Source organism: Aeromicrobium phragmitis, from assembly GCF_003674095.1.
Lineage (GTDB): Bacteria > Actinomycetota > Actinomycetes > Propionibacteriales > Nocardioidaceae > Aeromicrobium > Aeromicrobium phragmitis.
This window is the reverse complement of sequence record NZ_RDBF01000158.1, coordinates 1-376: the sequence shown is the minus strand read 5'-3', so window position 1 is coordinate 376 and position 376 is coordinate 1. Positions and strand designations below refer to the sequence as shown.

1 protein-coding gene is annotated in these 376 nt (G+C 61.7%); it reads right to left on the bottom strand.

From position 1 onward, the window contains the following. Window positions 1-207 (bottom strand): flavoprotein (locus D9V41_RS16755; RefSeq protein WP_279432366.1); only part of this gene is annotated, 207 nt, incomplete at its 3' end. Window positions 208-376 lie beyond the last annotated feature (169 nt).

Sequence of the window (376 nt, the reverse complement as noted above, 5' to 3'; positions counted from 1 at the left end):
ATAGGCGACATCTGCACGGGACTCCAGATCGTCCTTGCTCAGATCCGTCTCGTACGCGCGCGTCAGCGCAGCCGACTTCGTTACGATGAGGTGCGACTCATATTCCAGCTCGCGCAGGACGTCAAGGGCGCGCACCGCGTACACGACGCCCGTCGCCCCGGTCACCGCCACAACGACGCGATTCGACTCCGGCGTATGACTCACCATGTGTTGCTCCCATCCGTCGCGCGCGACTCGATCCGAGTCACGTCTGCACTATTCCAGCGTGGTACGTCTCCTGCGATCTGTCTAGACTACTTCGATCATGCCCGTCATCGTGATACGCGATGGCCGCCATCTCTAATCGTTCTCGCGCGTCGCCACCGGCCGTGAGAGT